The following is a 26,846-nucleotide window of genomic DNA, read 5'->3' as shown; positions in this document are numbered from 1 at the left end:
CGCCCGAGGAGGCCGCACGTCATGAGTCCCTTCACCGGCTCCGCCGCCCGCACCCCCCGCTGGGAGCACCTGCGCGTCGACCTCACCGACGGCGTCGCCACCGTCACCCTGGCCCGCCCCGAGAAGCTCAACGCGCTCACCTTCGGCGCCTACGCCGACCTGCGCGACCTGCTCGCCGAGCTGTCCCGGGAGCGGTCCGTACGGGCCCTGGTGCTGGCCGGCGAGGGGCGCGGCTTCTGCTCCGGCGGCGACGTCGACGAGATCATCGGCGCCACCCTCGGCATGGACACCGCCCGACTCCTGGACTTCAACCGCATGACCGGCCAGGTGGTGCGCGCCGTCCGGGAGTGCCCCTTCCCGGTGATCGCGGCGGTGCACGGCGTGGCGGCGGGCGCCGGAGCGGTGCTCGCCCTGGCAGCGGACTTCCGCGTCGCCGACCCCACGGCCCGCTTCGCGTTCCTCTTCACCCGGGTCGGCCTCTCCGGCGGCGACATGGGCGCGGCCTACCTCCTGCCCAGGGTCGTGGGCCTGGGCCACGCGACGCGCCTGCTGATGCTGGGCGACCCGGTCCGGGCCCCCGAGGCCGAGCGCATCGGCCTGATCAGCGAACTGACGGAGGAGGGCGCCGCCGACGAGGCAGCCCACCAACTGGCCCACCGCCTGGCCGACGGCCCGGCCCTGGCCTTCGCCCAGACCAAGGCCCTCCTCACGGCAGAGCTGGACATGCCCCTGGCGGCATCGGTCGAACTCGACGCCTCGACCCAGGCCCTCCTGATGACAGGCGAGGACTACGCAGAGTTCCACGCGGCCTTCACAGAGAAGCGCCCCCCGAAATGGAGCGGACGGTGAGTGCGACCCCCTCAGGGGCGCGGGGAACTGCGCGACAAGCCACAACGCACCCGCAGTCGCACCACGACAACAGCCACCCCCTACGCGTGGCGATCATCGGCGGCGGCCCCGGCGGCCTCTACGCCGCGGCCCTGCTGAAACGCCTCGACCCGTCCCGAGACATCACCGTCTGGGAACGCAACGCCCCCGACGACACCTTCGGCTTCGGAGTCGTCCTCTCCGACGAAACCCTCGGCGGCATAGAACACGCGGACCCCCAGGTCTACGAGGCCCTCCAAAGAGACTTCATCCGCTGGGACGACATCGACATCACCCACCGCAACACCCGCCACACCTCCGGAGGCCACGGCTTCGCCGCCCTCGGCCGCAAACGGCTCCTCGAAATCCTCCACACCCGCTGCCGCGACCTCGGCGTGGCCCTCCGCTTCCACACCGAGGCCCCGAAAGACCTCCCGCAGACCCACGACCTGGTCATCGCGGCGGACGGCATCCACAGCACCACCCGCGAGACGTACGCGGACGTCTTCCGCCCCCATGTGACGGCACACCACTGCCGTTACATCTGGCTCGCCGCCGACTTCCCCTTCGACTCCTTCCGCTTCGACATCGCCGAGACCGAACACGGCGTGATGCAGCTGCACGGCTACCCCTATGCCCCCGACTCCTCCACCGTGATCATCGAGATGCGCGAGGAGGTCTGGCAGCGGGCCGGTTTCGACGAGCTCGACGAGACCGAGTCGACCGAACGCTGCGGCAAGATCTTCGCGGAAGCACTCCGCGGCCGCCCCCTGCGGTCCAACAGCTCGGCATGGACGACCTTCCGTACGGTCGTCAACGACCGCTGGTCGCACGGCAACCTCGTCCTGCTCGGCGACGCCGCCCACACCGCCCACTTCTCCATCGGCTCCGGCACCAAGCTCGCCGTCGAGGACGCCCTGGCCCTGGCCGCCTGCCTGGAGGAGCGGGACTCGCTGGAGGAGGCCCTGGCCGCGTACGAGGCGGAGCGGCGGCCCGTCGTCGCCTCCACGCAGCGCGCGGCCCGCGCCAGCCTGGAGTGGTTCGAGAACCTCGGCCTGTACCTGGACCAGCCGCCCCGCCAGTTCGCCTTCAACCTGCTCACCCGCAGCCGCCGCGTCACCCACGACAACCTCAGGCTGCGCGACCCGGACTTCACGGAGGCGGTGGAGCGCGAGTTCGGCTGCCCGCCCGGCACGCCCCCGATGTTCACCCCGTTCCGGCTGCGCGGACTGACCCTGCGCAACCGCGTCGTCGTCTCGCCCATGGACATGTACTCGGCGGTCGACGGCGTCCCCGGCGACTTCCACCTGGTCCATCTGGGCGCGCGGGCGCTGGGCGGGGCCGGGCTGGTGATGACCGAGATGGTGTGCGTCAGCGAGGAGGGCCGGATCACGCCCGGCTGCGCCGGCCTCTACACCGGCCGGCAGGCCGAGGCGTGGCGGCGCATCACCGACTTCGTGCACGACCGGGCGCCCGGCACCGCGATCGGCGTGCAGCTCGGCCACAGCGGCCGCAAGGGCTCCACGAAGCTGATGTGGGAGGGCATGGACGAGCCCCTCGACGAGGGCAACTGGCCCCTCGTGGCCGCCTCCGCACTGCCGTACAAGCCGTACAGCCAGACCCCGCGCGCTCTGACCCGCGCACAGCTCACCGACATCCGTGAGCAGTTCACGGCAGCCGCCTCCCGTGCCGCCCGGTCCGGTTTCGACCTGCTCGAACTGCACTGCGCCCACGGCTACCTGCTCTCCGGTTTCCTCTCCCCGCTGACCAACCGGCGTACCGACGCCTACGGCGGCTCGTCTGAGAAGCGGCTCCGTTTCCCGCTGGAGGTGTTCGACGCCGTACGGAACGTATGGCCGGGGGAGCGGCCCCTGACCGTGCGGATCTCCGCCACCGACTGGGCCGAGGGCGGGACCACGGGCGAGGACGCCGTCGAGATCGCCCGGGCCTTCGCCGCGCACGGCGCCGACGCGATCGACGTGTCGACGGGGCAGGTCGTGGCGGACGAGCGGCCGGAGTTCGGGCGGTCGTACCAGACGCCGTTCGCGGACCGTATCCGGCGTGCCACCGGCGTCCCGGTGATCGCGGTCGGCGCGATCTCCTCCTGGGACGACGTCAACTCCCTGATCCTGGCAGGCCGCACGGATCTGTGCGCCCTGGCCCGCCCGCACCTCTACGACCCGCACTGGACCCTGCACGCGGCGGCCGAACAGGGCTACACGGGCCCGGGCGTCACCTGGCCGGCCCCGTACCGCGCGGGCAGCCGCCGGCCCCAGACGGGCCGCACGGACGCGCCGAAGCCGCGGCTGAGTATCTAACCACCGGGGGGTGTGAAGTCGGTTTCCTTCGCCGCGGTGATGTGGGCGCCCATGTTGCGCTCCATCATCTCCAGGGCGGCGGAGGCCAGATGCGGGTGGATGGAGGCGACGGCGTCCCTGGGGACCGTGACCTCCAGATGGCGGATGTGCGCGTCGAGGGCCGAGTAGAGGACGCACTGCTCGGTGACCTGGCCGGTCAGTACGACGTGTCCGACGTCCAGGCTCCACAGGAGGTAGGACAGCGGAGTCTCGAAGAAGACCGAATGGCGGGCCTTCACCACGAACAGCGACTCGTCGTCCGGTCGGATCGGCTCGATCAGGTCGGCGTGCGGCCGGGCCAGCGCGCTCTCCACGAGCTCTCCGTGGTGCGAGCGCCACCGTCCGAAGTTGTCGTTCGCGTAGATCACCGGCACGTCCGCCTCGCGGGCCCGGCCGATCAGCTCGGCGATGACGGGCACGACCCGCTCGACGGACGGCACGAGCAGCTCGGCGTCCTCGTGGTCGTACGTGTTGATCATGTCGACCACGATCAGAGCCGGCCGCGTCGGACCTGCCCGCCGTTCCATGGCCTCCGCCGTCCGTCCGGTGCTCATCGCGCTGCCGAGTACCCGGTGGCCCCGTGGGCCCAAACGAGGGGACGCGATCTACAGCCCCACGAATTCCGCCCCCGCGTCCCGCAGCCGCTCGTGCAGCGCCCGGAACACCGCCGACGAGCGCTCCCCGGGCCAGTCCCGGGGGAGCAGCGCGGACGGCAGGCCGGGGTCGGTGTAGGGGAGGTGGCGCCAGGAATCCAGGGCGAGCAGATAGTCGCGGTAGGCCTCCTCGGGCGGGGTGTCCTCGCGCTTCTCCCAGCCGTGCAGCACGGGCGCGTGGCGGTCGAGGAACGCCTCGTGCTCCTTGGCGATGGCGGCCAGGTCCCACCAGCGGGTCACGGCCTCGGCGGTCGGCGCGAAGCCGAGGTGCCCGCCGCGGAAGAAGTCGACGTACCCGTCCAGCCGCAGCCGCTGGAGGGTGTGCCGGGACTCCTCGTAGAGCCGCGCGGGCGCGATCCACACGCCCGGAGCGGCTGTGCCGAAACCGAGGCCGGCCAGCCGGGAGCGCAGCACGTGCCGCTTCTGCCGCTCCGACTCCGGCACGGAGAACACCGCGAGCACCCAGCCCTCGTCCTCGGGCGGTGCCGTGGCGTAGATGCGCCGGTCGCCGTCGTCGAGCAACTGTCTGGCGTCCGGTGACAGTTCGTACCCGGCGGCACCCTGAGCGGTGCGGGCGGGCACGAGCAGTCCTCGTCTCTTGAGCCGCGACACCGAGGAGCGTACGGACGGGGCGTCCACACCGACCGCGGCCAGCAGCCGGATCAGTTCGGCTACCGGCACGGGGCCCGGTACGAAGCGGCCGTACGCGCCGTAGAGCGTGACGATGAGAGACCGTGGTGCATGCTGGTCGGACACGTTGATCATCTTAGGTCGTACGGATCAATCCTGGTCGCCTTCGGTGCCGCCGTCCGGGACCCCTCCGGTGCGCAGCCGGAATCGTTGGAGCTTGCCGGTGGCGGTGCGCGGCAGCGCGTCGAGGAAGACGATCTCGCGCGGGCACTTGTACGGGGCCAGCTCGCTCTTCACGAAGTCGCGCAGTGCTCCGGCGTCCCGTTCCGCGCCCTCCTTGAGGACGGCGTAGGCCACCACGACCTGGCCGCGCGCCTCGTCGGGCCGTCCCACGACCGCCGCCTCCAGCACGTCCGGGTGGCGCAGCAGCGCGTCCTCGACCTCGGGTCCCGCGATGTTGTACCCGGCCGAGATGATCATGTCGTCGGCGCGGGCGACGTACCGGAAGTAGCCGTCGGGTTCGCGGACGTAGGTGTCGCCGGTGATGTTCCAGCCGCCGCGTACGTACTCCCGCTGCCGCGGGTCGGCGAGATACCGGCAGCCGACCGGTCCGCGCACGGCGAGCAGCCCGGGCTGCCCGTCGGGCACCGGTCGGCCGTCCGTGTCCTGCACGCGCGCGTGCCAGCCCGGTACGGGGACGCCCGTCGCCCCGGGCCGGATCCGTTCGTCGGCCGCCGAGATGAAGATGTGCAGCAGCTCGGTGGCGCCGATGCCGTTGATGACGCGCACGCCCGTGCGTTCGTGCCAGGCCCGCCAGGTGGCCGCGGGCAGGTTCTCGCCTGCGGAGACGCAACGACGCAGGGACGAGACGTCGTGGCCGTCGAGCCCGTCGAGCATCGCGCGGTACGCCGTCGGCGCGGTGAACAGCACGGAGACCCGGTGCCGGGCGATGGCGGGCAGCAGCTGCTTCGGGCCCGCCTGCTCCAGCAGCAGGGCGCTCGCCCCGGCCCGCAGCGGGAAGACCACAAGACCGCCCAGCCCGAAGGTGAAGCCGAGCGGCGGGCTGCCGGTGAAGACGTCGTCGGCGCGGGGCTTGAGCACATGCCGGGAGAAGGTGTCCGCGATGGCCAGCACGTCCCGGTGGAAGTGCATACAGCCCTTGGGGCGGCCGGTGGTGCCGGAGGTGAAGGCGATCAGCGCCACGTCGTCGGCCGCCGTCCGGACGGCCTCGTACGGCGTGCCGGGCGCCTGCCGGTTGAGCAGATCGTCCGGGGCGTCACCGCCGTAGGTCGTGATCCGCAGGTCCGGGATCTCGGCCTTGGCGAGGTCGTCGACGGCCCGGATGTCGCACAGCGCGTGCCGGACCCGGGCGATCTCGCACATGGTGCTCAGCTCGTGCGGGCGCTGCTGGGCGAGCACCGTGACCGCCACGGCCCCCGCCTTCAGCACGGCCAGCCAGCAGGCGGCGAGCCACGGTGTGGTGGGGCCGCGCAGCAGCACCCGGTTGCCGGGGACGACGCCGAGGTCACCGGTGAGCAGGTGCGCGATGCGGTCGACCCGGGCGCGCAGCTCGCCGTAGGTCCATGGCTCACCGGTGGGGGTGAGGAACGCGGGCCGGTCGGCGGGAGGGCCGTGGAGCAGTTCCTCCGCGCAGTTGAGCCGTTCGGGGTAGCGCAGCTCCGGCAGGTCGAAGCGGAGCTCGGGCCAGTGGTCCGGGGGCGGCAGATGGTCGCCGGCGAAGGTGTCGACGTGCGCCGTGTCCCGTGGATTCATACGGTTCGCCCCCTTGGCGTGGTGGGCTCGCCCCTGGAGCGTATCGTGTTGGTGACGACAGTCAACGGTCCGCGATAGCCTCGGAGTGGCCCAGCCGGGAAGCAGGGTGGCGGAGAAGGGACCGGCAATGACCGCATTCTCGCTCGAACCGGCACAACTCGCCTGGTGTGCCGAGCTGCGCACCCTGGCCGCCGAGCGGCTCCGCCCGCTGGCCGAGAAGGGGGAACCGGGTCATGTGAACCGGGCGCTGGTCGCCGAACTGGGCCGACTGGGCCTGCTCGGACGGCTCTTCACCTCCGGCGCCCTCGAGCTGTGCCTGATGCGCGAGTCCCTGGCCCACGGCTGCACGGAGGCCGAGACCGCCCTCGCCCTCCAGGGCCTCGGCGCCCATCCGGTCCACGCCCACGGCACCGAGGCCCAGCGGGCCCGATGGCTCCCCCGGGTGGCCGACGGCACGGCGGTCGCGGCGTTCGCGCTGAGCGAGCCGGGAGCGGGATCGGACGCGGCGGCGCTGGCCCTGCGAGCGGACCGGGACGGCCCGGCTCGCTGGCGCCTCACCGGCGAGAAGTGCTGGATCTCCAACGCCCCCGAGGCCGACTTCTACACCGTCTTCGCCCGGACCGTCCCCGATGCCGGGGCCCGGGGCGTCACGGCCTTCCTGGTGCCCGCCGACCGCCCGGGTCTGACCGGCACGGGCTTCGACATGCTCTCCCCGCACCCCATCGGAGCGCTCGACTTCGACGCCGTACCGGTGACGGCCGGGGACGTGCTCGGCGAGGTGGACCGCGGTTTCCGGGTCGCGATGGGCACGCTCAACCTGTTCCGCCCCAGCGTCGGCGCCTTCGCGGTCGGCATGGCCAGGGCCGCTCTCGACGCGACCCTCGCCCACACGGCAGGGCGGGACGCCTTCGGCGGCAAGCTGAGCGACCTCCAGGCCGTCTCCCACCAGGTCGCCGAGATGGCCCTGCGCACGGAGGCGGCCCGCCTGATGGTCTACGCGGCGGCGACCGCCTATGACGAGGGCGCTCCGGACGTGCCCCAGCGCGCCGCCATGGCGAAACTGCTCGCCACCGAGACCGCGCAGTACGTCGTCGACACGGCCGTCCAGCTGCACGGCGCCCGGGCGCTGCAACGCGGCCACCTGCTCGAACACCTCTACCGCGAGGTGCGCGCCCCGCGCGTCTACGAAGGGGCCAGCGAGGTGCAACGCGGCATCATCGCCAAGGAGTTGTACGCCGAGTTGTACGCCCACCAGGAGGCCCGGTGACCACCGAGCGCGTCAACCCGCCCGACCTGTCCCCGCCGACGGGCTTCTCGCACGCCGTCGTGGCCTCCGGGTCGAGGGTGGTGTTCCTGGCGGGCCAGACCGCCCTCGACGCCGACGGCAAGGTGGTGGGGCGGACCCTGCCGGAACAGTTCGCGAAGGCGCTGGCGAACCTACTGGCCGCTCTCAAGGCGGCCGGCGGCACACCCTCCGACCTCGCCCGCGTCACGGTCTACGCCACGGACGTCGCCGCGTACCGCGCCCACGCACCCGAACTGGGGCGGCTGTGGCACGAGGCGGCCGGGCGCGACTATCCCGCCATGGCGGTCGTGGAGGTCGTCCGGCTGTGGGACGAAGAGGCGCTGGTCGAACTCGACGGCTTCGCGGTGCTGCCGTAGAGCCGTCTCAGGCCGCGACGGCCAGCCCCTGCGTCGTCACCCGGTGCGGCTCCACCACACGTCCGTCCGGGAGCAGCTCGCCGGTGTCGTCGAAGACGACCGCCCCGTCGCACAGCAGGCTCCAGCCCTGCTCGGGGTGGGCGGCGACGACATGCGCCGAGGAGGAGTCGGTCGCGGGGCACTGGGTCTGGTGGGCACACATGGCGCACCTCCACGTCGGTAGGGCCATCCGGAGGATTCGTATGACTCTTACGTACAGACCATGCTCCCGACTCGAACTCATCGGAACGGCTCGTCAGGAAGCGTGACACGCCCCGGACATTCCCCGGACCGTTCCACGACGGTCGGTGCGGGCTCGCCACCGAAGGAGTGAGGGGCCCGGGCGTCGCCCCGGGCGCCGGGTACGAGTGGAACAAAAAACCACTCCTTTCGGGAGGTTCCCCCCATGCGTGTACGTCCCCTGCTCGGCGCGACGGCCGGTGCCGCGCTGCTCCTGCTCACCGGTGCCGGCGCGGCACCCGCCACCGCGTCCGCCGCGGCCCCGTACGAGGCCGTGACGGTCGACTCGGTGGGCCGGATCACCGCCGACGGCACCGTCACCCTCTCCGGCACCTACCGCTGCCGGAGCGCCATCGGCCCGGTCTTCGTCAGCTCCTCCGTGAGCCAGGGTGTCTCCACCACCCGCTACGGCATCGGCGGCACCCGGGCCGTGTGCGACGGCGTGAAGCACCGCTGGGTCAACACGGGCCGGCCCAAGCCCGGCGCGCTCGCGCCCGGAGCGGCCCACGTCGAGGCCACGCTGATGGAACTGCGCACCTTCAGCGGCCTGCCGCTGCCCAGCTTCCACGCGGTCCACGGACGGGACATCACCCTGACCCGGCCCTGAGTACCGGCCGGTGACCTGGGCCTCCCGCACCGCGGTGGTGCGCGGAGGCCCTCTTTGACTGTTTAATTGCGAGGCCTGTGCAAGAACTTGACTACAGCAACAACGGGGTGAGGTCATATGTCGACCCGTCGGATACGAGGAGCCGCCGCCACGGCGGCGCTGGCCGCGGCGGTCACCGCCTGCTCGGCCCCCGGCAGTGGCGGCGAGGGCGACGCCAAGTCCGGATCCGTCGTCATCGGGGTGGCCTCCGAGCCGGACACCCTCAGCCCGCTGCTCGGCTACGGCAAGGACGGCAACTCCAAGATCTTCGACGGGCTGCTCGCCCGCGACGCCGGCCTGAAGCTGAAGCCCGCCCTCGCGGCGGCGCTCCCCGAGGTCGCCGACGGCGGCCGCACCTACACCTACACCCTGCGCGACGGGGTGGAGTTCAGCGACGGCGAGCCGCTGACGGCCGCCGACGTCGTCTACACCTACCGGACCGTCCTCGACGCCAAGACCAACAACACCTTCAAGAGCGAGCTGGACGCCGTCAAGGAGGTCAGGGCGAGCGGCGACGACAAGGTCGTCTTCACCCTCAAGTACCCCTACGCCGCCTTCGCCGCCCGCACCGTGCTGCCCATCGTCCCGGAGCACATCGCCGGCGAGCAGGACCCCGACACCGGCGCCTTCAACACCGAGCCGGTCGGCACCGGCCCGTACGTCCTCTCCAAGTGGAGCAAGGGCGAGAAACTCACCTTCAAGGCCAACCCCCGCTACTGGGGCGGCAAGCCCAAGGTGCGCGCCTTCACCATGGCGGTCATCGCCGATGACAACGTCCGCGCCACCCGGCTGCGCTCCGGCGACCTCGACGGCGCGGTCCTCCCGCCCAACCTCGCCGCCACGTTCAAGGGCGACGACGGCAGGCGCACGTACGACGCCAGGTCCTACGACTTCCGGGCCGTCACCCTCCCCACCTCGAACAAGGTCACGGGCGACCGCGCCGTCCGGCAGGCCCTCGACGCCGCCGTGGACCGCGAGGCCATGGTCGCCAAGATCCTCGACGGCGCCGGCCGCCCGGCCTACGGGCCGCTGCCCGTCGACGACCCCGCCTTCACCAAGGCCGTCGAGCGCTCCCAGGACCTCGGCGAGGCCAGGAGGATCCTGGACGAGGCCGGCTGGAAGCCCGCCGGGGACGGCATCCGCGCCAAGGACGGACAGCGGGCGTCCTTCACCCTCCTCTACCCCTCCGGCGACAAGGTCCGCCAGGACCACGCCCTCGCCTACGCCTCCGACGCCAAGAAGGCCGGCATCGAGGTGAAGGCGGAGAGCGCCACCTGGGAGGTCATCGAGCCGCGCATGAAGAACACCGCCGTCCTCGCGGGCTTCGGCAGCACCGGCGACCCCGACTTCGGCCTGTACACCCTGCTGCACTCCTCCCTCGCCGGCGACGGCTTCAACAACATGGCCCGCTACGACAACCCGGCCGTGGACCGCGCCCTCGACAACGGCCGCCGCAGCCAGAACCCGGCGGAGCGCACGGCCGCCTACGACAAGCTCCAGCGCGCCCTGGTGCAGGACCCCGGCTACACCTTCCTCACCCACATCGACCACCTCTACGTCCTGGCCGACCGCTGGGACGGCCTGAGCACCCAGCTCGAACCGCACGAGCACGGCTTCGCCAGCGGCCCCTGGTGGAACATCGAGGACTGGCAGCCGAAGAAGTGAACCGACTCCCCTGGGGAGCGATGGCACGGCTGGCGGGGCGGCGGGCGCTGTTCGCCGTCCCCGTCCTGCTCGTCGTCACCTTCGCCGTGTTCGCGATCGCCGCCGCCTCCCCGTTCGACCCCGTCAAGGCGTACGCCGGCACCGCCGCGCTCGGCGCCGACCAGCAGACCCTGGACCGGCTGCGCGAGAACCTCGGCGCGGACCAGCCCTTCGCCGCCCGCTGGTGGCAGTGGCTGACCTCCGCGCTCACCGGCGACCTCGGCCACTCCAGCGTGCTGCGGCAGCCGGTCGCCCAGGTGATCGGCGAACGGCTCGTGTGGTCCTCGCTGCTGTGCGCGGTCGCCTTCGCCGCCGCCGTGCTGGTGGGCACGGTCCTCGGCGTGCTCGCGGCCCGCCGTCCCGGGTCGCTCCTCGACCGGGCCGTCACCTCCCTCGCCTACACGCTTGAGGCGGCCCCGGTCTTCTGGATCGCCCTGCTCGCCGTCTGGCTGTTCGCCCTCCAGTGGGACGTCCTCCCGGCGGGCGGCCTGACGGACACGGCCAGCGAACAGGTCACGGCGGGCCAGGTGGCGAGCCACCTCGTCCTGCCGGCCGGTGTCCTCGCGGTCTCCCAACTGCCCTGGTTCACGCTCTACGTCCGCCAGGGCGTCGGCGACGCACTGGCGGAGGACCCGGTACGCGGCGCCCGCGCACGCGGCCTGAGCGAACGCACCGTCCTGCTCGGCCACGCCCTGCGCTCCGGAGTGCTGCCGGTGCTCACCCTGATCGGCTCCCGCGTGCCCGAACTCATCACCGGGGCCCTGCTGGTAGAGAGCGTCTTCAGCTGGCCGGGCATCGCCGCCGCGACCGTCGAGGCGGCCACCGCCGTCGACTTCCCGCTGCTCGCCGCCCTGACGACCCTGGCCACGGCCGCCGTCCTCGCCGGGAACCTGCTCGCCGACCTGCTCTACGGACTGTTCGACCCGAGGGTGAAGCTCAGTGACATGTGACGCACCGGCGCCCGCCGCCCCGGCCGAGACCGAGTGGCGCTCGCACGGCCCGAAACGCCGCTCCACCCGCACACTGCGCGTGCGCACCTCCGCCGTGCTGGTGGGCGCGACCGTCCTCGCCGTGCTGCTCGTACCGCCCCTGGTCCAGCTCGACCAGCAGGCCGTCGACCTCGCCGCCAAGCTCCGGCCGCCGTCCTGGGCCCACCCCTTCGGCACCGACGACGTCGGCCGCGACCTGCTGCTGCGCTGCGTCTACGGCCTGCGCGTCTCGCTGCTCGTCGGAGTGGCCGCGGCCCTGACGGCGACGGTCGTGGGCACGGCCGTCGGTGCGGCCGCCGGGGCGCTCGGCGGCTGGGCCGACCGCGCCCTGATGCGGGTCGTCGACGCGTTCTCCTCCGTGCCGCACCTGCTGCTCGGCATCTTCATCGTCGCGATGTTCCGCCCCGGTGTCTGGCCGGTGGTCGTCTCCGTCGCGCTCACCCACTGGCTGTCCACCGCGCGCATCGTCCGCGCCGAGGTGCTCTCCCTGCGGTCGAGGCCGTACGTCGACGCCGCGGTCTCCGGCGGGGCGTCCCGGTGGCGGGTGACGGTACGGCATCTGCTGCCCGCCGTCCTGCCCCAGGCCGCCCTGGCCGCCGTGCTGATGGTGCCGCACGCCATGTGGCACGAGTCGGCGCTGTCCTTCCTCGGACTCGGGCTGCCCAGCCATACGGCGAGCCTCGGCACCCTGATCCAGACGGCCCGCGGCTCCCTGCTCGCCGGACAGTGGTGGCCGACCCTGTTCCCGGGCCTGTTCCTCATCCTCCCCACCCTCGCGATCGCAGGGCTCGCCGGAGCCTGGCGGGAGCGGATCCATCCCCGTCACCGATCGGAGCTGATGCTGTGAGCACCGGAGTCGAGACCGGCCCGGGCGAAGTCGCCGCGGTGCCGGCCGGAGACGAGCCCGTGCTGTCGGTGCGCGGCCTCTCCGTGCGGTTCCTCATGCCCGGCGGGCGACGTGTCGCGGCCGTCACCGACGCCCGGTTCGACGTGGCGGCCGGCGAGTGCCTGGCCCTGATCGGGGAGAGCGGCTGCGGCAAGTCCGTGCTGGCCTCCGCGCTGCTCGGCCTGCTCCCCGGCAACGCGCAGACCGCCGGTGCGGCTCGCCTCGGCCACCTGGACCTGCTCGCGGCCGACGAGCGGACCCTCGCCCGCACCGTACGGGGCCGGCTCATCGGCCTCGTACCGCAGAGCCCGGCCGCCCACCTCACCCCCGTGCGCACCGTCCGCTCCCAACTGGAGGAGACGGTCGCCGCTTTGACCGCGACCCGGGGACGCGCCGCCCTGCGCGCCGCCGCCGAGGCCGCCGCCGAACGGGCCGCGTTCCCCGCGGATCACCTGGACCGCCACCCCCACCAGCTCTCCGGAGGCCTGGCCCAGCGTGCCGCCACCGCCCTCGCCCTCGTCGGCGACGCGCCCCTGCTGCTCGCCGACGAACCGACCACCGGGCTCGACCGCGACCTGGTGGACCGTACGGTCGACGAACTGCGGCGGCACGTCGACGCGCCGGGGGAGACGGGCGGCTGGGGACGGGGCCTGCTGATGATCACCCATGACCTGGCGGCCGCCGAGCGCATCGCCGACCGGGTCGCCGTGATGTACGCGGGACGGATCGTCGAACTGGCCGCCGCCGAGGACTTCTTCGGCTCGCCCGGGCCCCGCCACCCCTACAGCCGCGGCCTGCTCCAGGCCCTCCCCGGCCGCGCCTTCACGGCCATCCCCGGCATGCCGCCCGAACTCGGCGACCTCCCCGACGGCTGCGCCTTCGCCACCCGCTGCGACCGGGCCACCGGCACCTGTGCCGCCCCGCCGCCGCCGGGCGCGGTCGTCTGCCACCACCCGCACCTGCCGGAGGACGCCCGTGCTTGAACTGCGCTCCATCACCGCCGGATACACCAGGAACGCGCCGGTGGTCCGGGGCGTCTCCCTGACCGTGGCACCGTGCGAGTCCGTCGGCCTGCTCGGCCCGAGCGGCTGCGGCAAGTCCACCCTGGCGCGGGTCGCGGCCCTTTTGCACCGGCCCGACTCCGGAACCCTCGTCCTCGACGGCGACCCCGTACGGCACTGGCGCCACCGCGCCCCGCGCACCCAGCGCACCGCCTTCGGGGTCGTCTTCCAGCAGGCCAGGCTCTCCGCCGACCCCCGGCTGCCGCTCGCCGACCTGATCGCCGAACCCCTGCGCGCCACCGGCCGTGGCAGGGAGATCCCCGGCCGGGTGGCCGAGTTGGCCCCCGTCGTCGGCCTCACCCCGGACCTGCTGGCCCGACGGCCGCACGAGGTCAGCGACGGTCAGCTGCAACGCGCCTGCCTCGCCCGCGCCCTCGTGCTGCGCCCGCGCCTGCTGGTGTGCGACGAGATGACCGCCATGCTCGACGCCTCCACCGCCGCCGCCCTGGTCACGGCCGTGGAGGACTACCGGGCCGCGACCGGTGCCGCGCTGCTGGCCGTCGGCCACGACCGCACGCTGCTCGGGCGCTGGTGCGACCGCACGGTCGACTGGGACAGCCTGTCCTGAGCCGGGCTACCGCGGGATTCGTTCGCGGTTCAGTGACGCGGTTCAGTGATCGTCCCAGTGTCCTTCGTGGCCGGCGTGGCGGTGGCCGTCGTGCACGTAGTCGGTGTGGTCGCCGTGCCGCACGGCCAGATGGCCGCAGTCGTCGCCGTGCTGGTGGTCGTGGTCGAGGTGCACCGTGTGGCCGGCGTTCACGCACTCGTCGACGTGGCCCTGGTGCATCCGGTGGATGTGGCCGTCATGGGCGTAGTCGGTGTGGTCGCCGTGGGTGAAGGCGACGTGCCCGCAGTCGTCGCCGTGGGCGTGCGGGTGGTCCTCGTGCGTGAGGTGCTCGGCGGTGGTCATGGGGTGGCTCCTCAGGTGTGGGCGCGCTGCGGTACGGCGGCAGGAATATATGGCGATATCTGCGTGTATTGTCCGAGCACTCGCCGCTACCCGCCATCTGAGGGTGCGCGAAGGGGCCATGCGGGGAGCGGGCCCTTCTGATGGATCTCCGCGGCGTCGCGACGCCCGGCACGCACGCTCGAACGCCGCTCCTTCTCCCACGGAGATCCATCAGAAGGACCCTAGCGGACCGCGACGACCACGCAGCTCTCGCCGTACTGCCAGACCGGCCCCGCTGTGCCGAACCCCGCCTGCCGCAGCAGCTCCAGATGCGTGGAGAGGGGGAGTTCGGCCGGGCGGCCGCTGTCGAGAGGCTCCTCCCGGCGGCGGCGCTCCGCGAGGAGGTCGGTCAGCTCGGGGTCGCGGGAGAGTGCGGCCCACCAGGAGCCCCAGTCCTCATGGGTGAACACCCGCTGCCGGTCGGCCCGGCACCGCCCGACATGGGCGGCGATCCCGGCCGGGCCGTCGGCGCCCTGGGGGAGATGGTCGCCGTTGACGAGGACACCCCCGGGCCGCAGCAGTGAGGCGAGCTGCCGATAGGTGCGCAGCAGGGTGTCGCGGTCGAGGTAGTGCAGGGCCGTCGTCGAGACGGCCGCGTCCAGGGGCCGGTCCAGGCCCATCGTCCCGGTCCAGCCGGGGGCGCCGATCTCCGCGTCGACATAGCGGGCCGCGTCCGGATGGTGGGTCCGGCCCAGCTCCAGCAGGACGGGGTCGCGGTCCACGGCCACGATCTCCGCGTCCGGCAGCCGCCGGACCAGCCGGGCCGCCAGGGAGCCGGGCCCGCAGCCCAGATCGACGACGAGCGGCCGGTTCCCGTGCCCCGCCGTGACGTGCTCGACGACATCGGCGATCACCGTGAACCGCTCCTCGCGGTCGACGGCGTACCGCTGCTGCTGGAGCTCCCAGCGCTCCACCCACCGCTCCGCCGTCGCCAGACTCAGCCCCATCCGGTCGCGCCACCTTGCCGTCTCGCACCTGACTCCTGCCGGGGCCCGAGCCTACAGGTGGAAACGGTTCCCATTACGCATAGTCGGCGGAGTCACTGGAGTGAAGCAAGGACGGTCAGCAGCCGGTCGACCTCCTCCACGGTGTTGTACACATGCAGACTCACCCGCACCGAACCGGTCTTCTCGCCCGCGTCGCCCTGGCAGTGATGGTCGGAGCGAACCATGAAACCGTGACTGAAGAGGATGAAGCCCAGGTCGCCCGAGTCGATGGCGCGATGCCGCAGGGTCACGATGCTCTGGCGGCGCTGCACGGTCGAGTCCGCCGCCAGGCTGAGCGGGCAGCCGAGGATCTCGTAGGCGTCCAGCCGGCGCAGCCCGTCGGTGAGCCGGGCCGCCAGGGCGACCGTCCACCGCTCGATGCGCTCGACACCGGCGGTGTCCAGCCAGTCCAGGGCCGCTTCGAGCGAGGCGATGCCCACGGTGTTCGGGGTGCCGCTCCACCCGCCGGGCGTGAACGCCGGACCGCGCGCCTGCCGGGCCCAGACCGCCCCGGAACCCGGCAGGGCCAGCGCCTTGTGCCCGGAGAAGACCACGAAGTCGACATCCAAGTCGCCCACGGACACCGGCAGATGCCCGACGCTCTGGGCCGCGTCCAGACAGATGACCGCGTCCGGTCCGACCGCCTCGCGGATCCGGTGCACATTCATGTCGCCGCCGTACACGTGGTGCACATGGGTCGTGGCGACGAACCGGGTGCGGGGCCCGGCCCGTTCGGCCAGCGCGGTGTGGTCGTAGTCCCCGGAACCGCTCTGGTACGGCATCGGCAGCACCCGGACGTGCAAACCCTCCTTCGCGAGCAGCCGCTGGGCCTCCAGCCAGGGGGCGATGTTGGCCTGGTGGTCGGCGTCGGGTACGACGATCTCGTCGCCGTCGCGCAGCAAGCCCGGCAGCCAGTCGCGGGCGATCGTCCGCAGCCCCTCGGTCGTGCCGCCGGTGAAGTGGACGGCGGACCGCTCCGGCCGGTCGTCCCCGAGGAACCGGGCGACGCGCTCGCGGGTCCGCTCCACCAGCTCCGTGGTCCGGTTGGCCCAGGTGTAGGTGCCGCGCGCGGAGTTGGCGTTGCTGGTGGTGAGATACGTCTGCACGGCGTCCAGGACGGCCTGCGGCTTCTGTGCCGTGGCCGCGCTGTCCAGATACGCCAGCTCCGGGTGCCCGGTGACGATGGGGAACTGGGCGCGCAGCGCCTGCTGCCACGGGACCGTGTCCTCGCGGGTGATCGGTGCGGTCATGGCCGTCAGTCCCGCACCAGGGGCGCGCCCGCGTCCCGCCAGGCGATGATGCCGCCGGTCAGGCTGCGCACGTCGGCATGTCCCATCCGGGTCAGCAGCGCCGCGTACCGCGCGGACTGCTCGCCCACCGGACACGCCAGCAGCACCGGCCGGCTCCGGCTGAACGGCAGGCCGCCCCGCAGGAGTTCGGCGAACAGCTCGTCGACGATGTTCACCGACCCGTCGATGTGCAGCGCCGCGTACGCGAACGAACTGCGCAGGTCGACCACGAGCGGCCGGTCGGTGTCGATCCAGCGCTGGGCTTCGGCCACGGTGACCGACGGCGCTCCGCGCACCTCGGCCTCGGTCAGGTCGGCCGGGGAGTTCTTCCGGGCCGGCCGGCCCAGCAGGTCGGGCCGCCGCAGACGGACGTAGCTCAGATAGCTCTCGACCCGGTCGCAGACGATGAACACGGCCGTCCGGCGCTCGCTCGACTCCTCGTCCAGGGCGCGTAGATGGCGGACCGCGCCGAAGTAGGCCGCCCCTGCGGTGGGGCCGCCCAGGATGCCGCAGCGGCGGTTCAGGGTCAGCATCCCCTCGATGGCCTCGTCGGCGCTCACCGACTCCATCGTGTCGTAGGTCTCCGGGTCGAACAGGCCGACCTCCTGCACCTCGTCGATCGTGCGGATCCCGGGGATGAAGTCCGACTTGGCCGCGACCAGCCCGACCACCCGCACCGAGGGGTCCTCCTCCCGCAGCGCGCGGGCCACGCCCGTGGAGGAACCGGCCGTGCCCACACACGCGACGAACCAGTCCGGCACCCGGCCGTCCAGGTCCTTGACGATCTCCGGGCCGGTCCCGGTCAGATGGGCCTCGGTGTTGCGCGGGTTGAAGTACTGGTCGGTGTGCAGACTGGCGCTGCCGGAGGCGGACAGCGTCCGGTGGAAGAGGGTCAGCGGATCGTCCGTCGCGGTCGGGTCCAGACACTCGCTCTGCCCCGGCAGCTCCTCGATCTCCGCGCCGAGCAGCAGCAGGAGGTCCTTGATCTCCGGCACCCGCATCCGGTTGGTGACGCTCTTGAAGCCCAGTCCGTGCATGCCCGCGACGACCGCCAGCGCCTTCGCCGTGTTGCCGCTGGACAACTCCACGATCTGGCTGCCGTGTTCGACGGCCTCGGGGAGCAGCGGTCGGGCCATGCTCCAGGCCGCCCGGTCCTTGACCGAGCCCCAGGGGTTGAGCATCTCCAGCTTGGCGAACAGGTCGATGTTCCGCAGTCCGTGCACGGCCGGGTCCAGCCGCACCAGCGGGGTGTTGCCTATCGCCTCCGTGATGCTGTCGTACCTCACTGAGCTCCCCCCGAGGGCGTGATCGGCCAGAACTGGTCGTCGAGGCACCAGCGCCACCCGTCGCCGTCCTGCCAGGCGGCGACCTTGCGGGCGGCGGGCTGGTGCTGGGCGCGGGTGGCGTGGAAGTCCATGGCGTACCCGGCGGTGTTGGCGAACGCCAGCAGATCGCCGGGAACCGGACGGCGGGGCAGGAACACAGTGCGCCGGGTGATCAGGTCGGTCTCCAGGCACAGGCTGCCGAAGAGGTGGACGGCGACGGGCCCCTCGCCCGGCCCCGCCCCCCTTCCGGGGACGACGACCGGGTCCATCAGCACTCCGTGGTCCTCCAGGGCGATGTCGTCCGCCTTCGCGGCCAGCCGCACGAGCAGCTCCCCGCCGGCCTCCTGCTCGCGCACCTCCAGCACCTTCGCCAGCGACAGCCCGCACTGGTCCAGCAGCGCCCGGCCCGGCTCGGTGTGCAGGTCGTACAGGTGCTCCAGCAGCAGTCCGGCCAGCGGACGGCCGCCCAGGGAGGCTGCGGGCCGGCCCAGCAGCTCGTCCAGATAGGCCGCGCCGGCGACGGGCCGGTGGGCGGGGTAGAGGCCGAGCGTGCCGCGCAGGGTGCCGGACTCGTTCCGCAGCCCGTAGCCGTGCCCGCCCCACGTCAAGGGCGGACGGCGGCCCAGGACGGCGGCCGTGAGCGCGGTCGTGTACGCCTCCCACTGCTCCCGCTCGGCGAGGTAATCGACCCCGAACCCGCCGCCGACGTCCACGGCCCGGGGCCTGAGCCCCCGGCTCCGGCACGCCTCCAGAGCGGCCAGGCACCCTTCGAGGGCGGTCGCCTTCTCCGCCACGCTGGTGGTGTCCAGATGGAAGGCCGCGCCCGTGAGCTCCACCGCGTCACCGTGCCGCTCGACCGCCTCCAGCAGCGGCTCCAACTCCCGTACGGGCGTGCCGAACCGGCTGCGCCGGCTCAGCACTCTCACCCCCGCCGTCTCGAACCCCGACAGCCGCAGCAGTACCCGCACCGGGGCGAGCGCGTGCTTGCGCACCAGGGCGGCCAGTTGATCCAGCTCGGCGGTCCCGTCCACGCTGACGGTCACGCCCGTACGGGCCGCGAGCCACAGGAACTCGGGGTTCTTCGGCCCGGTGGCCGTGATCCGGTCGGCGGTGAAACCGGCACCGAGAGCGTGCTGCAACTCGCCCAGCGACGCGACGTCCACGCCCGCGTCCGTGGCGGCCAGGCGGCGCAGCAGCGCGCTCGACCGGCTGGCCTTGTGGGCGTAGAAGACCTGGCCCGACAGATGGTGCGCCCGGTACACCGACCGGAAGCGCTCCAGATTCTCGGCGATCTGGTCCGGCACCACCACGTGCAGGGGTGAGCCGAGCGCGTCCATGAGCGAGTGCAATGTTCCGGTCGCCGCCACGAGCGACCTCAGCCGTGGCTCCAGCCGCGGTTCGAGGTATAAGGGCCGGCCGTCCATGCGCGCTCCCTCCCCTGAAGCCGCTGCGCGCGGCATCCGGGCACGTCGGACACTCCCCGCGTTTCGCCGTATAGCCCATATCCATTCTTCGGTCGCTTTACGCCCTGAAAGACCTGAAGCCGTCCCTGACATGGTCGAAGACGGGGCGGTTGGTGTCCCAGTCCTCCTCGGGCGCCGAGAGGTAGATGTCGTACTCGCGTTCGCCCTCACGGCCGTAGCCGAGGTCGATGGCACGGAACGGGCGGGCCCGGCCCTGGAAGGTGAACTCCCATATGGCGGCGGGCTGTTCGCGGAAGGTCGTCCGCTCCATGCGCAGCCGGCGGTACGAGGGGTAGTTGACCTTGGTGTTCGCCTCGATGTCGGCGAAGTGGCCGGCCGGGTTCGGTCCTGCCGGGGTGACTGTGCCGATGGTGATGCCGGCGAGGCCGGTGGGGTCGGCGTAGGTGACCTGTTCCGCGGTGCGGGTGCGGGCGGTCCAGTCGTCCGGGATGGGGAAGGAGACGCCGAGCTTCTTCTCGTGGACGAGGTGGTAGCCCTTGGGTACGGGGCTGGGGCTGGGTGTGGCGGTGGGGCGGCTTGTGGTTTTGCGTGGTCTGTCGGATTGCGGTGGATATGTGGTGTACAGGGTGGCGGTCACGGCGAGGGCTGCGGTGAGTGCCGCCGCGGCGGTGGCGATGCGGCGGCCACGGCGGGTGCGGGTTGTTCGTGGTTGATCGCGCAGTTCCCCGCGCCCCTTGAGGGCGTCCACTGCTGTCCGTAGGGAGTGTTCTGTCTCCTCTGCGGATGGGCGGGTGTCCGGGTCCCTGGCCAGGAGGGACTCGATGAGGGGGGCCAGGGGGCCGGCCTGGGTCGGTGGGGGCGCGGGGTCCGTGGCGATGGCGTAGGCCGTCTCCATTGCCGTGGGGCGGCGGAAGGGGGTGTGGCCCTCCATCGACTGGTACAGCGTCGCGCCCAGGGCCCACAGGTCCGAGGCGGGGCCCGGGGTGAGGCCTCTGACGCGTTCCGGGGCCATGTAGTCGATGGATCCGACCATCTCGCCGGTCCTGGTCAGGGTGGGCGACCCGGCTGTGGTGGCGATGCCGAAGTCGGTGAGCACGACCCGGTCGCCCGCGCCCAGCAGCACGTTGCCGGGCTTGACGTCGCGGTGCAGGACCCCGGCCTCGTGCGCGGCTCGCAGGGCGGACACCATGGCCACGCCGATCCGGGCCGCCTCGTGGGGCGGGAGGGTGCCGCCGTCCCGGAGGAGGTCGGCGAGCGTGTGGCCGGGGACGTACTCCATGACGACGCAGGGCCGCCCCTCGTCCTCCACGACGTCGTGCACGACGATCACATTGGGGTGGACGATACGCGCGGCGCTGCGCGCCTCACGGCGCATGCGCTCGTCGCGTGTGCCGAGCTCGTCGGCCGACAGGTGCGGCTGCTCGTGCAGCCGCTTCAGCGCGACCCGGCGCCCCAGCGCCTCGTCGTCGGCCAGCCACACCGTGCCCATGCCGCCCCGGCCGATCCGCTCGGCGAGCCGATAGCGCCCGGCGACGAGTCGCCCCTGGTCCGACACCGTGTGTCCTCCGCCACATTGTCCGTGTTGGGCACCTTGATGCGCCCTGGTCACCATAACTGCCGACCCTGGGTCGACCCGGGCCGGTGGTGAGGGGGATCACGGCCCCCTCGTAGTCGGCCACGTCCCCGCCCCCGACGTCGATCCCCTGTAGCGCGCCGGTGACATTCGGGACGGATCCGTAGCGGGCGGGCAGGGCAACGTATGCGGGCGGTTACGGGTCGTAGGGGGTGCGAGGGCTGAAGCCGCGCGTTCGACGAGAACAATCAAGAAAATCATGGGGGAAACATGGGGAAGACCGTGCGGATCCGCGCCCGAGGCGTCCGTACCACCGTGGCCGCGCTGGCGGCCGTGGCCGGTGTCGCCGCAGTCGCCGTACCGGCCGCCGCCGCACCGGCTGCCGCCACACCCCGGTTCCTGGAGCCGGCCGAACTGCCGCCGCACCCGACCTCGCCCTGGTACGCCGGACCCGTCACGGCCGGTCAGCCGGACCCGCTGCCGGTCTGCGTGGGCGAGGCCCTGCCGTCCATCGCCAGCCACCGCTCCTACTGGACCGAGTTCGACACCAGCGCACAGCAGATCACGGTCGTGGAGCGCACGGAACAGCGCGCCAAGGATTTCGCGGCGCTGCTGCGCGAGGACATCACCGGCTGTGCGGAGAAGCTGATGGAGCAGGACCCCGACCTGACGGCGACGCAGAAGTCCTACGGCCGGCTGAACGTCGAGGAGGGCGCCCACGTCTACGGCCTCCACACCGCCTCGGCATGGGGCTCCTCCGACATCGGCCTGTTCTCGGTCGGCCGCGACGGCCGGACCGTGACGGTCGTCCTGTGGGGCCAGATGGGCAACTTCCAGCACGCCCAGGTGGCCGACTTCAAGGCGACCACCGTCACGGCCGTCAACAAGCTGTACTGACCGCCCCGGCGAGCTCAGATGTCCCGGAACGTCTCGATCTGCGCCCCGATCGAGTTCAGTCGCTCCGCCAGGTCCTCGTAACCCCGGTTGATGACATACACGTTGCGCAGCACCGACGTGCCCTCGGCGGCCATCATCGCCAGAAGGACGACCACCGCGGGGCGCAGGGCGGGCGGGCACATCATCTCGGCGGCGCGCCAGCGGGTCGGGCCCTCGACCAGGACGCGGTGGGGGTCCAGGAGCTGGAGCCGGCCGCCGAGGCGGTTGAGGTCGGTCAGGTAGATGGCGCGGTTGTCGTAGACCCAGTCGTGGATGAGGGTCTTGCCCTGGGCGACCGCCGCGATGGCCGCGAAGAACGGGACGTTGTCGATGTTCAGGCCGGGGAACGGCATGGGGTGGATCTTGTCGATCGGCGCCTCCAGCTTGGAGGGCCGGACCGTGAGGTCCACCAGCCGGGTGCGGCCGTTGTCGGCGAAGTACTCCGGCGTGCGGTCGTGGTCGAGGCCCATCTCCTCGAGCACGGCCAGCTCGATCTCCAGGAACTCGATCGGCACCCGGCGCACCGTCAGCTGCGACTCGGTGACGACGGCCGCGGCGACCAGGCTCATCGCCTCGACCGGGTCCTCGGAGGGGGAGTAGTCCACGTCGACGTCGATGGCGGGCACGCCGTGCACGGTGAGCGTGGTCGTGCCGATGCCGTCGACCTTGACGCCGAGGGCCTCCAGGAAGAAGCACAGGTCCTGGACCATGTAGTTGGACGAGGCGTTGCGGATGACGGTGGTGCCGTCGTGCCGGGCGGCGGCGAGCAGCGCGTTCTCGGTGACCGTGTCACCCCGCTCGGTCAGCACGATCGGACGTTCGGGGCGGACCGATCGGTCCACCACGCCGTGGTACTGGCCCTCGGTCGCGGCGATCTCGAGACCGAACCGGCGCAGCGCGATCATGTGCGGTTCGACCGTGCGCGTGCCGAGGTCGCAGCCGCCGGCGTACGGCAGCTTGAAGTGGTCCATGCGGTGCAGCAGCGGGCCGAGGAACATGATGATCGAGCGGGTGCGGCGGGCCGCGTCCGCGTCGATGGCCGCCAGGTCCAGCTCGGCCGGCGGCACGATCTCCAGGTCGACGCCGTCGTTGATCCACCGGGTGCGGACGCCGATGGAGCCCAGTACCTCGAGGAGGCGGTAGACCTCCTCGATGCGGGCGACGCGGCGCAGCACTGTGCGCCCCTGGTTGAGCAGTGAGGCGCACAGCAGCGCCACGCACGCGTTCTTGCTCGTCTTCACGTCGATGGCCCCGGAGAGCCGGCGCCCGCCGACCACCCGCAGATGCATCGGACCGGCGTAGCCGAGCGACACGATCTCGCTGTCGAGGGCCTCCCCGATGCGCGCGATCATCTCAAGGCTGATGTTCTGGTTGCCGCGCTCGATCCGGTTGACGGCGCTCTGGCTGGTTCCGAGCGCCTCGGCCAGCTGCGACTGCGTCCAGCCCCGATGCTGCCGGGCGTCACGGATGAGCTTGCCGATGCGTACGAGGTAGTCGTCTGCCATGAGGTTGAGGTTATCTCAGATATGAGATGGTGCCCGAGTGGGGGGTCCATTCGGGTGATGGGGTGTCAATCCCGCCCGGTGGCGTCAGTGCCGCCGTGCCTTCGTGGTGCGCCGCCACCCGAAAGGCCCGGGCAGGTCCATCGAGGTCGTACGCCGTCCGGTGCTGCTGCGGGTGTAGCGCGGGCCGTTCTTTCCGCCGCCGGTGGTGATGGACCAGGAGCGCTTGTTGATGTTCAGTCGCACCCCCGGAAGGATCCGGAAACTCTTGCGGAACGTGAGCGGCATGCCTGTCTTCCTTCCGTTCGTGGCGTGGATACCTCGTTCGGATACCCCGGGAAGGGATGCGTATGACCGCATGACGGGTGCCGGGGCATGACCATCCGGCCCTCGTGTATTAGAGTTATCTCGACATCGAGATATCTGCCGAGGTGCACCGCAGCCGCGCGGCGCCACCGGTCCGGTGGTAAGGGCTACCTAACTTAGCCTTACCTTAGCGGATCGGCCAAGTAGCCGTGGCGGCAGGATCGTGGTGGTACGCGCACATCAATGAAGGAGACTGTCGTGTCGGCGAACAGCTTCGACGCCCGCAGCACGCTGCAGGTGGGCGACGAGTCGTACGAGATCTTCCGGCTGGACAAGGTCGAGGGCGCCGAGCGCCTCCCCTACAGCCTGAAGGTGCTGCTGGAGAACCTCCTCCGCACCGAGGACGGCGCGAACATCACCGCCGACCACATCCGCGCCCTTGGCGGCTGGGACTCGCAGGCCCAGCCCTCCCAGGAGATCCAGTTCACGCCGGCCCGCGTGATCATGCAGGACTTCACCGGCGTGCCCTGTGTCGTGGACCTCGCGACCATGCGTGAGGCCGTTAAGGAGCTCGGCGGCGACCCCGCGAAGGTCAACCCGCTCTCCCCGGCCGAGCTGGTCATCGACCACTCCGTCATCGCCGACAAGTTCGGCACCAACGACGCCTTCAAGCAGAACGTCGAGCTGGAGTACGGCCGCAACAAGGAGCGCTACCAGTTCCTGCGCTGGGGCCAGACCGCCTTCGACGACTTCAAGGTCGTCCCGCCCGGCACCGGCATCGTCCACCAGGTGAACATCGAGCACCTGGCCCGCACGGTCATGGTCCGTAACGGTCAGGCGTACCCCGACACCCTCGTCGGCACCGACTCGCACACCACCATGGTCAACGGTCTGGGTGTCCTCGGCTGGGGCGTCGGCGGCATCGAGGCCGAGGCCGCCATGCTCGGCCAGCCGGTCTCCATGCTCATCCCGCGCGTCGTCGGCTTCAAGCTGACCGGTGAGCTGAAGCCGGGCACCACCGCCACCGACCTGGTCCTCACGATCACCGAGATGCTGCGCAAGCACGGCGTCGTCGGCAAGTTCGTCGAGTTCTACGGCGAGGGCGTGGCCGCCACGTCGCTCGCCAACCGCGCCACCATCGGCAACATGTCGCCGGAGTTCGGCTCGACCGCCGCGATCTTCCCGATCGACGCCGAGACGATCAACTACCTGAAGCTGACCGGCCGCAGCGAGCAGCAGCTGGCGCTCGTCGAGGCCTACGCCAAGGAGCAGGGCCTCTGGCTCGACCCGGCCGCCGAGCCCGACTTCTCCGAGAAGCTCGAGCTCGACCTCTCCACGGTCGTCCCGTCCATCGCCGGCCCGAAGCGCCCGCAGGACCGTATCGTCCTGGCCAACGCCGCCGAACAGTTCAAGACGGACGTCCTCAACTACGTCGACACCGTCGACGAGTCGGGCAAGGAGTCCTTCCCGGCCTCCGACGCCCCGGCCGTCGCCCCGAACGGCGCCCCGTCCAACCCGGTCACCGTGACCGCCCCCGACGGCACGTCGTACGAGATCGACCACGGTGCGGTGACGGTCGCGGCCATCACCTCCTGCACCAACACCTCCAACCCGTACGTCATGGTCGCCGCCGCCCTGGTGGCCAAGAAGGCGGTGGAGAAGGGCCTGACCCGCAAGCCGTGGGTCAAGACCACGCTCGCCCCGGGCTCCAAGGTCGTCACCGACTACTTCGAGAAGTCGGGCCTGACCCCGTACCTCGACAAGGTCGGCTTCAACCTCGTCGGCTACGGCTGCACCACCTGCATCGGCAACTCCGGCCCGCTGCCGGACGAGGTCTCCAAGGCCGTCAACGACCACGACCTCGCGGTCACCTCGGTCCTCTCCGGCAACCGGAACTTCGAGGGCCGTATCAACCCCGACGTCAAGATGAACTACCTGGCGTCCCCGCCGCTGGTCGTGGCCTACGCGCTCGCCGGCTCCATGAAGGTCGACATCACCCGGGACGCCCTGGGCACCGACCAGGACGGCAAGCCGGTCTTCCTCGCGGACATCTGGCCCTCCGAGGCCGAGGTGAACGACGTCGTCGCCAACGCCATCGGCGAGGACATGTTCTCCAAGTCCTACTCGGACGTCTTCGCGGGCGACGCCCAGTGGCAGGCGCTGCCGATCCCGACCGGCAACACCTTCGAGTGGGACGCCGAGTCGACCTACGTCCGCAAGCCCCCTTACTTCGAGGGCATGACGATGGAGACCACCCCGGTCTCCGACATCTCCGGCGCCCGTGTGCTCGCCAAGCTGGGCGACTCGGTGACGACGGACCACATCTCGCCCGCCGGTGCCATCAAGGCCGACACCCCGGCCGGCAAGTACCTCACCGAGCACGGTGTGGAGCGTCGTGACTTCAACTCCTACGGCTCCCGCCGAGGCAACCACGAGGTCATGATCCGCGGCACGTTCGCCAACATCCGCCTGCGCAACCAGCTCGCGCCGGGCACCGAGGGCGGCTACACCCGCGACTTCACCCAGGACGGCGGTCCGGTGTCGTTCATCTACGACGCCTCGCGCAACTACATCGACCAGGGCATCCCGCTGGTCATCCTGGGCGGCAAGGAGTACGGCTCCGGCTCGTCCCGCGACTGGGCCGCCAAGGGCACCGCGCTCCTCGGCGTCAAGGCCGTCATCACCGAGTCGTACGAGCGCATCCACCGCTCGAACCTCATCGGCATGGGCGTCCTGCCGCTCCAGTTCCCCGAGGGCGCCTCGGCCCAGTCCCTCGGTCTGACCGGCGAGGAGACCTTCTCCTTCACCGGTGTCGAGGAGCTCAACAACGGCACCACCCCGCGCACGGTGAAGGTCACCACCGACACCGGCGTCGAGTTCGACGCGGTCGTCCGCATCGACACCCCCGGCGAGGCGGACTACTACCGCAACGGCGGCATCATGCAGTACGTGCTGCGCAGCCTGATCCGCAAGTAAGCGGGCCGGCAAGGCAGTCGGAGGCAGTTCGAGGGCCGCGTTCCCGGGTGACCGGGGGCGCGGCCCGCGCCGT

Annotated in this window: 24 protein-coding genes; 12 read left to right on the top strand and 12 right to left on the bottom strand. The window is 71.7% G+C overall.

The genetic code is table 11. The features are described from left to right. The first annotated feature begins 21 nt into the window (after window positions 1–21). On the top strand, window positions 22–849 hold the full coding sequence (locus ACWIF2_RS02075) for an enoyl-CoA hydratase family protein (protein WP_454358084.1): 828 nt from the start codon (window positions 22–24) through the stop codon (window positions 847–849). After that, window positions 834–3,185 (top strand): bifunctional salicylyl-CoA 5-hydroxylase/oxidoreductase, encoded by a 2,352-nt coding sequence (locus ACWIF2_RS02070; protein ID WP_454358083.1) that lies wholly within the window; start codon window positions 834–836, stop codon window positions 3,183–3,185. Before ACWIF2_RS02075 ends, ACWIF2_RS02070 begins: the two co-directional genes overlap by 16 nt. Here ACWIF2_RS02070 and ACWIF2_RS02065 read toward each other — a convergent pair. From ACWIF2_RS02065 to ACWIF2_RS02055, 3 genes are all read right to left on the bottom strand, one after another. Beyond that, on the bottom strand, window positions 3,182–3,751 hold the full coding sequence (locus tag ACWIF2_RS02065; protein ID WP_454358154.1) for a cysteine hydrolase family protein: 570 nt from the start codon (window positions 3,749–3,751) through the stop codon (window positions 3,182–3,184). The genes ACWIF2_RS02070 and ACWIF2_RS02065 overlap by 4 nt on opposite strands. A 78-nt stretch (window positions 3,752–3,829) precedes the next feature. After that, window positions 3,830–4,642, bottom strand: coding sequence for a PaaX family transcriptional regulator (locus ACWIF2_RS02060; protein ID WP_454358082.1), 813 nt, complete (start codon window positions 4,640–4,642; stop codon window positions 3,830–3,832). 15 nt (window positions 4,643–4,657) lie between these two features. Continuing rightward, a complete protein-coding gene (locus ACWIF2_RS02055; RefSeq protein WP_454358081.1) occupies window positions 4,658–6,280 on the bottom strand; it encodes an AMP-binding protein in 1,623 nt (540 codons plus the stop codon). Between the two features lie 127 nt (window positions 6,281–6,407). Between ACWIF2_RS02055 and ACWIF2_RS02050 the strand changes: the two genes are divergently transcribed. Next, complete coding sequence (locus ACWIF2_RS02050; RefSeq protein ID WP_454358080.1) at window positions 6,408–7,547, top strand: acyl-CoA dehydrogenase family protein; 1,140 nt, start codon at window positions 6,408–6,410, stop codon at window positions 7,545–7,547. Continuing rightward, the gene (locus ACWIF2_RS02045; protein WP_454358079.1) at window positions 7,544–7,942 is read left to right on the top strand and encodes a RidA family protein; all 399 of its coding nucleotides are present in this window, start codon (window positions 7,544–7,546) and stop codon (window positions 7,940–7,942) included. The genes ACWIF2_RS02050 and ACWIF2_RS02045 overlap by 4 nt, the downstream gene beginning before the upstream one ends. A gap of 7 nt (window positions 7,943–7,949) precedes the next feature. Here ACWIF2_RS02045 and ACWIF2_RS02040 read toward each other — a convergent pair whose 3' ends face one another. Continuing rightward, entirely contained in the window at window positions 7,950–8,144 is a 195-nt protein-coding gene (locus tag ACWIF2_RS02040) for a DUF5999 family protein (protein ID WP_454358078.1), read from the bottom strand. 243 nt (window positions 8,145–8,387) lie between these two features. On the opposite strand from ACWIF2_RS02040, the gene ACWIF2_RS02035 reads away from it, so the two are divergent. The 6 genes from ACWIF2_RS02035 (at window position 8,388) to ACWIF2_RS02010 (ending at window position 14,075) form a co-directional block, all read left to right on the top strand. Next, on the top strand, window positions 8,388–8,828 hold the full coding sequence (locus ACWIF2_RS02035) for a DUF6299 family protein (RefSeq protein ID WP_454358077.1): 441 nt from the start codon (window positions 8,388–8,390) through the stop codon (window positions 8,826–8,828). Window positions 8,829–8,945: 117 nt separating this feature from the next. Next, window positions 8,946–10,532 (top strand): ABC transporter substrate-binding protein, encoded by a 1,587-nt coding sequence (locus ACWIF2_RS02030; RefSeq protein ID WP_454358076.1) that lies wholly within the window; start codon window positions 8,946–8,948, stop codon window positions 10,530–10,532. A gap of 20 nt (window positions 10,533–10,552) precedes the next feature. Further along, on the top strand, window positions 10,553–11,521 hold the full coding sequence (locus ACWIF2_RS02025) for an ABC transporter permease (RefSeq protein WP_454358075.1): 969 nt from the start codon (window positions 10,553–10,555) through the stop codon (window positions 11,519–11,521). Next, window positions 11,511–12,407 (top strand): ABC transporter permease, encoded by an 897-nt coding sequence (locus tag ACWIF2_RS02020; RefSeq protein ID WP_454358074.1) that lies wholly within the window; start codon window positions 11,511–11,513, stop codon window positions 12,405–12,407. The genes ACWIF2_RS02025 and ACWIF2_RS02020 overlap by 11 nt, the downstream gene beginning before the upstream one ends. Window positions 12,408–12,502: 95 nt before the next feature. Continuing rightward, window positions 12,503–13,429 carry an ABC transporter ATP-binding protein gene (locus ACWIF2_RS02015; RefSeq protein WP_454358153.1) on the top strand — a complete coding sequence of 309 codons (927 nt, stop codon included), beginning with the start codon at window positions 12,503–12,505 and terminating at the stop codon, window positions 13,427–13,429. Next, window positions 13,422–14,075, top strand: coding sequence for an ABC transporter ATP-binding protein (locus ACWIF2_RS02010; RefSeq protein WP_454358073.1), 654 nt, complete (start codon window positions 13,422–13,424; stop codon window positions 14,073–14,075). Before ACWIF2_RS02015 ends, ACWIF2_RS02010 begins: the two co-directional genes overlap by 8 nt. A 42-nt stretch (window positions 14,076–14,117) precedes the next feature. On the opposite strand, the gene ACWIF2_RS02005 is transcribed toward ACWIF2_RS02010, so the two are convergent. The 6 genes from ACWIF2_RS02005 to ACWIF2_RS01980 form a co-directional block, all read right to left on the bottom strand. Continuing rightward, the gene (locus ACWIF2_RS02005) at window positions 14,118–14,417 is read right to left on the bottom strand and encodes a hypothetical protein (RefSeq protein WP_454358072.1); all 300 of its coding nucleotides are present in this window, start codon (window positions 14,415–14,417) and stop codon (window positions 14,118–14,120) included. A 221-nt stretch (window positions 14,418–14,638) separates the two neighbouring features. Next, window positions 14,639–15,403 (bottom strand): class I SAM-dependent methyltransferase, encoded by a 765-nt coding sequence (locus ACWIF2_RS02000; protein WP_454358071.1) that lies wholly within the window; start codon window positions 15,401–15,403, stop codon window positions 14,639–14,641. Between the two features lie 92 nt (window positions 15,404–15,495). Next, window positions 15,496–16,692, bottom strand: a complete 1,197-nt coding sequence (locus tag ACWIF2_RS01995) for an aminotransferase class V-fold PLP-dependent enzyme (RefSeq protein WP_454358070.1) — start codon at window positions 16,690–16,692, stop codon at window positions 15,496–15,498. Between the two features lie 5 nt (window positions 16,693–16,697). Next, window positions 16,698–18,017 (bottom strand): pyridoxal-phosphate dependent enzyme, encoded by a 1,320-nt coding sequence (locus ACWIF2_RS01990; RefSeq protein ID WP_454358069.1) that lies wholly within the window; start codon window positions 18,015–18,017, stop codon window positions 16,698–16,700. Continuing rightward, on the bottom strand, window positions 18,014–19,480 hold the full coding sequence (locus ACWIF2_RS01985; RefSeq protein ID WP_454358068.1) for a Y4yA family PLP-dependent enzyme: 1,467 nt from the start codon (window positions 19,478–19,480) through the stop codon (window positions 18,014–18,016). Before ACWIF2_RS01985 ends, ACWIF2_RS01990 begins: the two co-directional genes overlap by 4 nt. A gap of 97 nt (window positions 19,481–19,577) precedes the next feature. Continuing rightward, the gene (locus tag ACWIF2_RS01980; protein WP_454358067.1) at window positions 19,578–21,092 is read right to left on the bottom strand and encodes a serine/threonine-protein kinase; all 1,515 of its coding nucleotides are present in this window, start codon (window positions 21,090–21,092) and stop codon (window positions 19,578–19,580) included. A gap of 231 nt (window positions 21,093–21,323) precedes the next feature. Here ACWIF2_RS01980 and ACWIF2_RS01975 point away from each other — a divergent pair, with 231 nt between their 5' ends. Continuing rightward, complete coding sequence (locus tag ACWIF2_RS01975; protein ID WP_454358066.1) at window positions 21,324–21,950, top strand: hypothetical protein; 627 nt, start codon at window positions 21,324–21,326, stop codon at window positions 21,948–21,950. Between the two features lie 14 nt (window positions 21,951–21,964). On the opposite strand, the gene ACWIF2_RS01970 is transcribed toward ACWIF2_RS01975, so the two are convergent. Next, a complete protein-coding gene (locus tag ACWIF2_RS01970) occupies window positions 21,965–23,494 on the bottom strand; it encodes a helix-turn-helix domain-containing protein (RefSeq protein WP_454358065.1) in 1,530 nt (509 codons plus the stop codon). A gap of 84 nt (window positions 23,495–23,578) precedes the next feature. Then, on the bottom strand, window positions 23,579–23,779 hold the full coding sequence (locus ACWIF2_RS01965) for a DUF4236 domain-containing protein (protein WP_033308449.1): 201 nt from the start codon (window positions 23,777–23,779) through the stop codon (window positions 23,579–23,581). A 276-nt stretch (window positions 23,780–24,055) separates the two neighbouring features. On the opposite strand from ACWIF2_RS01965, the gene acnA reads away from it, so the two are divergent. Next, window positions 24,056–26,773, top strand: coding sequence for an aconitate hydratase AcnA (acnA, locus tag ACWIF2_RS01960; protein WP_454358064.1), 2,718 nt, complete (start codon window positions 24,056–24,058; stop codon window positions 26,771–26,773). Window positions 26,774–26,846: the final 73 nt, after the last annotated feature.

It is taken from the genome of Streptomyces sp. NPDC055506, from assembly GCF_053643595.1.
This window is presented reverse-complemented; position numbering and strand designations above follow the sequence as displayed.